This is a genomic window from Marinococcus halotolerans DSM 16375, assembly GCF_000420725.1.
GTDB classification, from domain to species: Bacteria; Bacillota; Bacilli; order Bacillales; family Marinococcaceae; genus Marinococcus; species Marinococcus halotolerans.
On the sequence record NZ_ATVM01000042.1, the window covers coordinates 1 to 7,736 of the forward strand.

Annotated in this window: 8 protein-coding genes; 4 read left to right on the plus strand and 4 right to left on the minus strand. The window is 40.4% G+C overall.

The genetic code is table 11. From position 1 onward, the window contains the following. Nucleotides 1–215: 215 nt before the first annotated feature. From G548_RS0116535 to G548_RS18905, 4 genes are read right to left on the minus strand one after another with little or no spacing between them, the layout of a single operon-like run. Nucleotides 216–809: a response regulator transcription factor gene (locus tag G548_RS0116535; RefSeq protein WP_022795256.1), complete on the minus strand. Its 594-nt coding sequence runs from the start codon at nucleotides 807–809 to the stop codon at nucleotides 216–218. Further along, complete coding sequence (locus tag G548_RS18585; protein WP_022795257.1) at nucleotides 781–2,148, minus strand: sensor histidine kinase; 1,368 nt, start codon at nucleotides 2,146–2,148, stop codon at nucleotides 781–783. The genes G548_RS0116535 and G548_RS18585 overlap by 29 nt, the downstream gene beginning before the upstream one ends. 2 nt (nucleotides 2,149–2,150) lie before the next feature. Continuing rightward, on the minus strand, nucleotides 2,151–3,113 hold the full coding sequence (locus G548_RS0116545; protein WP_022795258.1) for an alpha/beta hydrolase family protein: 963 nt from the start codon (nucleotides 3,111–3,113) through the stop codon (nucleotides 2,151–2,153). Nucleotides 3,114–3,162: 49 nt separating this feature from the next. Continuing rightward, nucleotides 3,163–4,188, minus strand: a complete 1,026-nt coding sequence (locus tag G548_RS18905) for a helix-turn-helix domain-containing protein (protein ID WP_022795259.1) — start codon at nucleotides 4,186–4,188, stop codon at nucleotides 3,163–3,165. A 478-nt stretch (nucleotides 4,189–4,666) separates the two neighbouring features. On the opposite strand from G548_RS18905, the gene G548_RS19515 reads away from it, so the two are divergent. The 4 genes from G548_RS19515 to G548_RS18595 all read left to right on the plus strand — a co-directional run. Continuing rightward, complete coding sequence (locus G548_RS19515) at nucleotides 4,667–4,819, plus strand: ribbon-helix-helix domain-containing protein (protein WP_022795260.1); 153 nt, start codon at nucleotides 4,667–4,669, stop codon at nucleotides 4,817–4,819. Nucleotides 4,820–5,037: 218 nt separating this feature from the next. After that, entirely contained in the window at nucleotides 5,038–5,823 is a 786-nt protein-coding gene (locus G548_RS0116560; RefSeq protein WP_022795261.1) for a ParA family protein, read from the plus strand. After that, nucleotides 5,795–6,166 (plus strand): hypothetical protein, encoded by a 372-nt coding sequence (locus tag G548_RS0116565; RefSeq protein WP_022795262.1) that lies wholly within the window; start codon nucleotides 5,795–5,797, stop codon nucleotides 6,164–6,166. The genes G548_RS0116560 and G548_RS0116565 overlap by 29 nt, the downstream gene beginning before the upstream one ends. A gap of 137 nt (nucleotides 6,167–6,303) precedes the next feature. Further along, nucleotides 6,304–7,736: IS1182 family transposase (locus G548_RS18595; RefSeq protein WP_022794144.1), on the plus strand; the 1,433-nt coding region annotated here is incomplete at its 3' end.

Genomic DNA, 7,736 nt, shown 5'->3' on the forward strand with positions numbered 1-7,736 from the left:
TCGGGGATCATGGGTTCCAAACTCATTGGAATCGGGAAGCTCTGTGTGTTATCATCGGTAAACATAAGAAATCATCCTTGTCGTATGGAAAGTGTCGTGACTTCACCATATCATCGAAGGATGATTTCTTTCTTTATTTGCGCACAGAAAAGGGGGCTGTCCTATTTTGGGACAGCCCCTTTCGTTTTAGTCGCTTACTCACTGTTTCGAGATTATCAAAAGCTTTTGGCTTTTTTAACCTTTTTCTTTGCCTCTCGGAGTTGCATTTTTATTGTCTCAGGCGATTTAATCAGCTTTTGGGCAATATCCCTTTTTGTGCATCCCTTCTTGTGAAGTGTATAAACTTCCTTCTCTGGGGGCGTCAGAGCACACATTTCCTTTTCTTGACGATAGGATTTCAATAACGTTTGTGCTGCATCCCCGTGAATGAGAGGTTTGCCTGCATAAACACTTTGGATCATGATTGGTAAGTCTTCATAAGAATTTTTGGTAATATAATTTACCGCGCCAGCTTGGAAGGCTTCATCTATCGTTTCTTCATCATCCCATGATGTTAGGACGATTGCATGATTAAACGATCGTTCTTGATATGCTTTCGTAAGTTTCAATCCTTGTAATTCCTCTTGCTCCTTGTCTAAAGATAGATCAATTAAAGCAACATCTATTTGTTTTATATCTATGGCCAATGCTTCTTCATAACTCTTGGCTATCACTGAGACATGCATCCCATCTTGCTGTTTTAAATATTCCGAGAGCAACGTGGACCATATAGAATCATCCTCAATGATAGCTACTCGTATTTGGGACATTACTATACCTCCTACTTGTGCCAGGCGAAAACCAGACATGTTTGGACTTTGGAAACCATAACGAAAAGGTAGTCCCACGGTTTTTCTGACTTTGAACTGTAACGTCTCCACCATGCTGCTGCATAATATTAAAACAATAAGTTAGCCCTAAACCATAGCTTTCCGTCTGCTGTTTTTTCGAATAGAACGGATCCATTACTCGCTGGCTTTCCATTTTATCCATGCCTGGACCGTTATCTGTAATATCTAGCACCATATATTTTCTCGCCTCGTACACATCGATACTTATATCTCCATTTCCTCTCAGTGCTTCTTTGGCATTCTTAACAATATTATTAATGACTTCCTGAACATGAATAGGATCGCCATAAAACGAATGTTTAGAACGAATGTGAGTATGGATCTCGATATTGTCGTCCGCTAACAAAAGTTCTTTTTGAGCATCTTTTATTAACAGATGCGGATCAAAATTCTCTCGACGTAGTTCAATAGTATCTAATTTGCTTTGTATTCTTTGCGATAGTTCACGCAAATGCTGGGTGGTTTGCTGCATCATGTGGAGGTTTTCTCGCTGACTTTCTGACAGTAAATCCTGATTAAATTGTTTGACCATTAAATCCAATTTACTTACTTCATTTTTAATTGCGTGATTAAATAACGACGTACCGGATTTCTGTGCTTGTACACTGCGCGACTGCTGCACAAATTGCACTTGAACACCGAGAAATCCGTATTTAACAACAAATACGCAAAACAATATGAATTGAAATCCAATAATATAGGTATTGTATCGCCACATACCCGAAATATTTATAGCTTCTAAAAGAATGTTTGTTAGAAGTGCAAAAGAAAGAATGGGAACGATAATAATAGCTGTTAATATTTTTTGTTTTTTTATCGATAGCCTAGTTTCTTTCCATGCAGTGTATACAAGCAGACCGTTGCAAACTAAAACATAGGGGGTAACCCACACAGCAAAAAATTGATGATTTAGTAAAAAATCAGGATAAATTTCGGTTGTGAACAACATGCTTATAGCAGGCATGAGAAAAATAATGGTCCATATTTTTTTTGTTCTTTGGTTTTGAAGTATGCCACTATAAATAAGCGCAAACATTAAAACAGCTACCGGTGTCCAAAAATGGCCCACCGAGCTCAAAATACTATCGGCAATAAGAATATAGCTTGGCCGATCTGTGCCTGCTCCTAATACACTGGCCAAGCCACCAGCCCCCCCACCAAATCCGATCGAAGCAGCCCACCGTGTCGTCTCACTATATGGATAAACAGCGATTAAGACCAATGCCATGAGCCAAAGCAAAATAACTAGTACTACCATAGTTATTGAGGTCCTAAAGATTTTTGAATAAATGCCTTGGTTTCTTTCGCAATAGCCCGTTTTTTAAAAACAAATCCTGCATGACCGCTGTTGTATATCGAACGTGCCGGTCGCCCCCAGGTTTCCCATAATTTATTTGCATCCTGATTACTTACGTATTGGTCATGCTTTGCACTCATAAGTAAAATGTTATCTTGAGATATTTTAGGTGTTGCTTCGCTTGGATCAATGATACGCCAATACCCCGCTAAATTTTCGTACTCTACCCCATGATCTTTCAAATCCTGTTTGATGTACTTGCCAGCCGGCGTGTGGTAAATAGCGTATGACATACGATTAGCATAGAAAACAGAAATCAGAGCATCAATCTCTTCTTCCAATGTAGCTAATAAATTAGAAATAAATCCACCTAAACTAATTCCAACGACAATGACTGGCCCCCCATGATACGTTTTCAGCCACTTTATTAGACCTCGTAGTTCTTGAATGGTCTGCTGGACTGTATCAATTGTTCGAGCAATATTAGCAGAAATCATCATTTCTCCACTATACGAGGAAGCTTCAGGCTCTCGTTCTAAGTGATATGGCATACAATAATAAAACATATTCCATCCTTGCTTTTGAAACGTCTCGTGAAAAATACTTTTTGTACGATCATGTGAATCTGCTCGCCATCCGTGGACAAAGACAATGTTAGGAGCTGACACATGTTGAATATACGCTTCGCCAGACAAAATTTGATTCTCTTTATGCTCTGCTTTGATCGCACTTTGAGCTTGAAATGTACCCTCTAAATAATGTTTGCTTGGAAGAAGGTTAAATGAAAGATCAAGATCGGTTGCAGCATAAAATTGTTCTCGTTCGTCTTGTCTTGGCACCCGCCTGGGAGGAGCATATTGATAATTTTCACTTTTAACTTTGTGAAGTTGGTTTAAAGCATATTTATCGATCCATTTTGCTATCATGATTTCAATCATCCTAACTAAGTATTAAATCTAATTAAAGAATAGCTGATTATTTATTTTCTCGTCTTTCAGCCAACATTGCCTTGAAATGTGCTTTCTCTATTTCTAAATTTGAATTGTTATCCGTATCTAAAGTTAAAGAAGAATTTTCGTCGGCAAATAAAGATGTTTCTAATCCTCCGTCTTGATTCATTCCTTTATTCTTAATAGCGTCCAGCCTTGTTTGAGAAGCTATATGCTTTTCTATTTCACTTTTGATCGTGATAAACAAGTAATCGCTAGGTTTATTAACTTTAGCATTGGTTTTTATATTTCTAATCGCGTTTTGAAGAATTATGAAGAAGGTTTCTTCATAATTCTCTAATAAAATTAATTGATCATTATCTTTTTCTACTTGATTTTTCGATCTAAATAAAATGCCGATCCACTCATATAATTCTTGATAAGAGTCACTAAAATTATCTAACGCATAAAAGATTTTATTTGGGAGTACAGATTTTAAACTAGCTTTTAACAGTTCTTCTTTATTCTTTTCTTTATCATTATATTTTTGTTCGGGAGAAAAATCTTTAAAATTCGTTTCTTTTATCGTTTCTTTTTGTTTCTTTTTATTAAAGCTATTATTGTTTGAGTTATTACTGTTAGTGCCCAAATTATCGGTACTTGGATTAACCGTATTCGGTTTTTTAGGGTGTGGATCCGTATTCGCAATTTTTTGGTACGGGTTACTTTCTTCCTTTTTAGACTCTACTGGAACAGCTAAAATAGAGTATATATTTCGATCAAATTTTGCCCCTTCTTTACGTTTCCGTGTAATACGAATATACCCGCGATCAACTAAGTATTTACGCCACTTATAATACGTATCTTCTGACATACCTAATTCATCGCATTGCAGACTGACACTAGGGAAGGCTGTCCTTTCACCATCCCCATTTGTGCCAGCAAACGAGCACATATAAGAATAAATAAGTTTTGATTGTTTTGGAAGTGTTTTATCACGCATAACTCTTTGAGCTATTAGTCCATAACCATTTTCATAAATAGTGCCCTCAAATTGAATTACTGTATCCATGCAAAATTCCTCCTTCTAGATATCCCTGCTAGAGACTCCCTAGAAAGAGGAATAAAATGCAAGTATAGGTTCTTCTCTTACATTTATTCATGACAAACTTTGAAAAACAGTATATAAAATTTAGCAAAAGGTTCAAAATTTTTCATCTCTATGATACGCTAAATTTCAAGATGTTTTTAGAGAGATCTCTGTTTATAGTACCTAGGCGGCCAAACCGGATACTATGAGCAGGGATTTTTTCATGTATTATTTTTTATAAAACGTCTCATCGAAGCTTCACTTACTAATATATTTCCTAATAATAGCAATAAGTTCCTTTCTTTATAAGTCCCTATCTTTATAAGCCCCTACTAATAAGAAAAATTGTAGGAATTAGAAATTTAAAAATTGTTTCGTTGAGAATAATCGTATATTATAATAATATACAGTAATTGTAACGTGTATTAAAAAGATACACAATAAGCAGGAGGAATTTCTTTTGTCCCAAATTGTAAATATGCGATACCCTAAAGAATTATTAGATCGAATTGATAAATTTAAACAAGATAAGGGATTTCAAACTCGTACCCAAGCCATTATTTACCTATTGCAATATGCATTGGAGCAATCTGAGAAAGACAAAAACAAATAAAAGAAGTGAGTATCTAACTCCTTGCTTCTATAAAAAGCTTAGATACTCTTTTATTTAATAATCAAGTTCGTTATTGAATAATATACTATTATGTTTCATTAAACTGAAACATAAACTTTTAAGTTTATGAATACATTTAAATTTCAATAAACTATGGCATTTACATTTTATATTATGTATACTTTTAATAGAAACAATTACATAAGCGGGGTGACACGATGACGACAACGATCACATTTGGCATACAAAAAGGCGGCGTAGGAAAAACATTAACATCTGGAGTTACTGCCTATCTGCTATCTGAAGCAGGTTACAAAGTACTTTGTGTAGATATGGACTCCCAAGGCAATCTAACACAGTTTATATCTGGTATTGATGACCTATCCGAATTTGAAAATGAAACAGTTTTAGAAGCAATCAAAGAGCAAGATGCCAGGCCATATATCAAAGGAATCAGCGAGAACCTTCATCTACTTCCTTCTGACGATTACTTGGCGACCATTGGCCAGTTTTTGTATCAGGAGTATGATGGCAATCGTTCCCTTGCATTGCACCACACTCTCGAGCCTGTACATAAGTTTTATGATTTTATTATTATCGATACTCCTCCCGCTCTTTCAGAGCAGACGATCAATGCACTGAGTACCTCTACGCACGTGGTGATCATGTTCGAAACTAGCAAATTTTGTTATTCAGCAGTTCCTCGCTTTATTGATACCGTTTTGACAACCAAAGAACGGCTCAATCCAGATCTTGAAATTGCAGGTATTCTGCGAACACTTGCTGATGCTAAGCGCGTGGATTCCCAGGCAATGATTCAATTAATTGAAAACGAGTACCCGAACTATGTTTTTGATACGGTTATTCACCGACGAGCGACAACGGGACGGCTTCCTATTTACGGTCTCGTCAATAACTCAGAATCCAATCAAGCATTCAGTTATCATAAATCATTTGTAAAGGAGTTGATGGATCGTGTCAGAAGCGAAAAAACAAACCAATAAAGGAACAAACAAAGTACTTGAAAACATGACACAGCGTAAACAAAGACCTTCTCCAGCTAATATGTTTTTTGACGACCAAGAGACCTCGGATAAAGATGAAGCAAGCGGGGAGCGAAATGACACCTCTGGTGAGAAAGAAAATTCAGAGGAAACCTTCTGGTCTAACTTTGGTCAAAAAAAGGAAAAGGTTGAAGACACCCATAAACGGGGAACATTTTTAATTCGGAAAGATTTGCTTGAAGAATTTAATCGTCTTGCAGAAGGCCAAGGCAAAGGCTTTAAAACGCAAGCTATCAATTACGCTTTAGAAAACTTGATTAAAGAAATAAAACAAAACAGATAACATGTAAACAATAACGTAAACTGAAATGTTTCAGTTTACGTTATTGCAGACTGTCGACAATGGCTCTCATTTTAGAGCGTGTCGGCAGTTTTTTATGCTATGATAAAAAGAAATAGCCTGGAAAGGGGTTATGGCGCATGATGAGGCGGGATACGGAAGAAGCTCGTTACCGGGAAGCCACCATTCAGTTGGATCAGTTAGTGCCTGCGGACCACCTGGTCCGCCAGATCGAGGCCGCGCTGGATTTTTCCTTTATTTACGACGAAGTTGCGTCCCTCTATGCCCCCATCGGCCGGCCGAGTATTGACCCGGTCCGGCTGGTGAAAATGGTGCTGCTCCAGTATTTGTTCGGCATTCGCTCCATGCGTCAGACCGTTCGGGAGATCGAAACGAATGTGGCCTACCGATGGTTCCTCGGTTTGGACCTCCTGGAGCCCGTGCCGCATTTCTCCACCTTCGGCAAGAACTACATACGCCGGTTTCGGGACAGCGGGTTGTTCGAAGCGATATTTGAACGGGTGCTGGGAGAAGCCGTGGCCGCCGGCTTTGTGGATCCGTCTGTCTTTTATATCGATGCCACCCATGTGAAAGCAAACGCCAACAAGAAAAAATTTGATCGGGTTCAGTTGGCGGCCGAAGCCCGGGCCTACCAGGATCAACTGGACGCCGAAATTCACCGGGACCGCGAGGTCCACGGAAAAAAGCCCCTGCCTCCCGCCCGCCGCGAACCGGGCGGACGGGAGGTCAAACAAAGCACGACGGATCCTGACAGTGGCTATTACGTCAAAGATGAACGGGAGAAGATGTTTGCCTACAGCTGGCATACCGCCTGTGACCGGCACGGGTTTGTGCTCGGAGCGATCGTGACCGGAGCCAATGTTCATGACAGCCGGATCTTTCATGAGCTGTTGGCGCAGGTGATGGCCCGGGCGGGCCGTCCGTACGCCGTTGCGGTGGATGCCGGCTACAAAACCCCGGCCATTGCTCATCTGCTTCGCGAGCAGGCCATTCGCCCGGTCATGCCCTATACCCGGCCCAAAGGCCTGCCGGGACGCTTGCGCAAACAGGACTTTGTGTATGATGCCTATCTGGACGCGTATCTCTGTCCCGAGCATCAGGCCTTGCGCTACCGCACCACGAATCGGGACGGTTATCAGGAGTATGTCTCAGATCCCGTCATTTGTCAGTCCTGCCCGCTGCTCGAGACCTGTACCCAAAGCCGGGATCACCGGAAGGTGATCCTCCGCCACGTCTGGCAGGACGACCTGGACGAAGCCGAACACCTTCGGCACACCCCGTGGAACCGGAAGACCTATGCGGAACGAAAAGAAACCATCGAACGTATTTTTGCGGATCTCAAACAAAAGCATGGCTTGCGCTGGACGCTCCTCGCCGGAGGGGCACGAAACACCGCGCAGGCGATGCTTGTTTATGCGGTGATGAACCTCAAAAAACTCGCCACCTGGCGGTGGCGACAGACGTGCGCCGGCCGTTGGATGCTTCTTTTTCCCTCAATGGCACAAACAAAGGCCTCCGAAATTCATTTTCGGAGGCCTTTGTCTACAATCTG

What these genes read in the sequence shown, in the direction of transcription:
- G548_RS0116545 (WP_022795258.1), bottom strand. Translation starts at nt 3,113, where the DNA reads ATGATAGCAAAATGGATCGATAAATATGCTTTAAACCAACTTCACAAA.
- G548_RS0116560 (WP_022795261.1), top strand. Translation starts at nt 5,038, where the DNA reads ATGACGACAACGATCACATTTGGCATACAAAAAGGCGGCGTAGGAAAA.
- G548_RS18585 (WP_022795257.1), bottom strand. Translation starts at nt 2,148, where the DNA reads ATGGTAGTACTAGTTATTTTGCTTTGGCTCATGGCATTGGTCTTAATC.
- G548_RS0116535 (WP_022795256.1), bottom strand. Translation starts at nt 809, where the DNA reads ATGTCCCAAATACGAGTAGCTATCATTGAGGATGATTCTATATGGTCC.
- G548_RS18905 (WP_022795259.1), bottom strand. Translation starts at nt 4,188, where the DNA reads ATGGATACAGTAATTCAATTTGAGGGCACTATTTATGAAAATGGTTAT.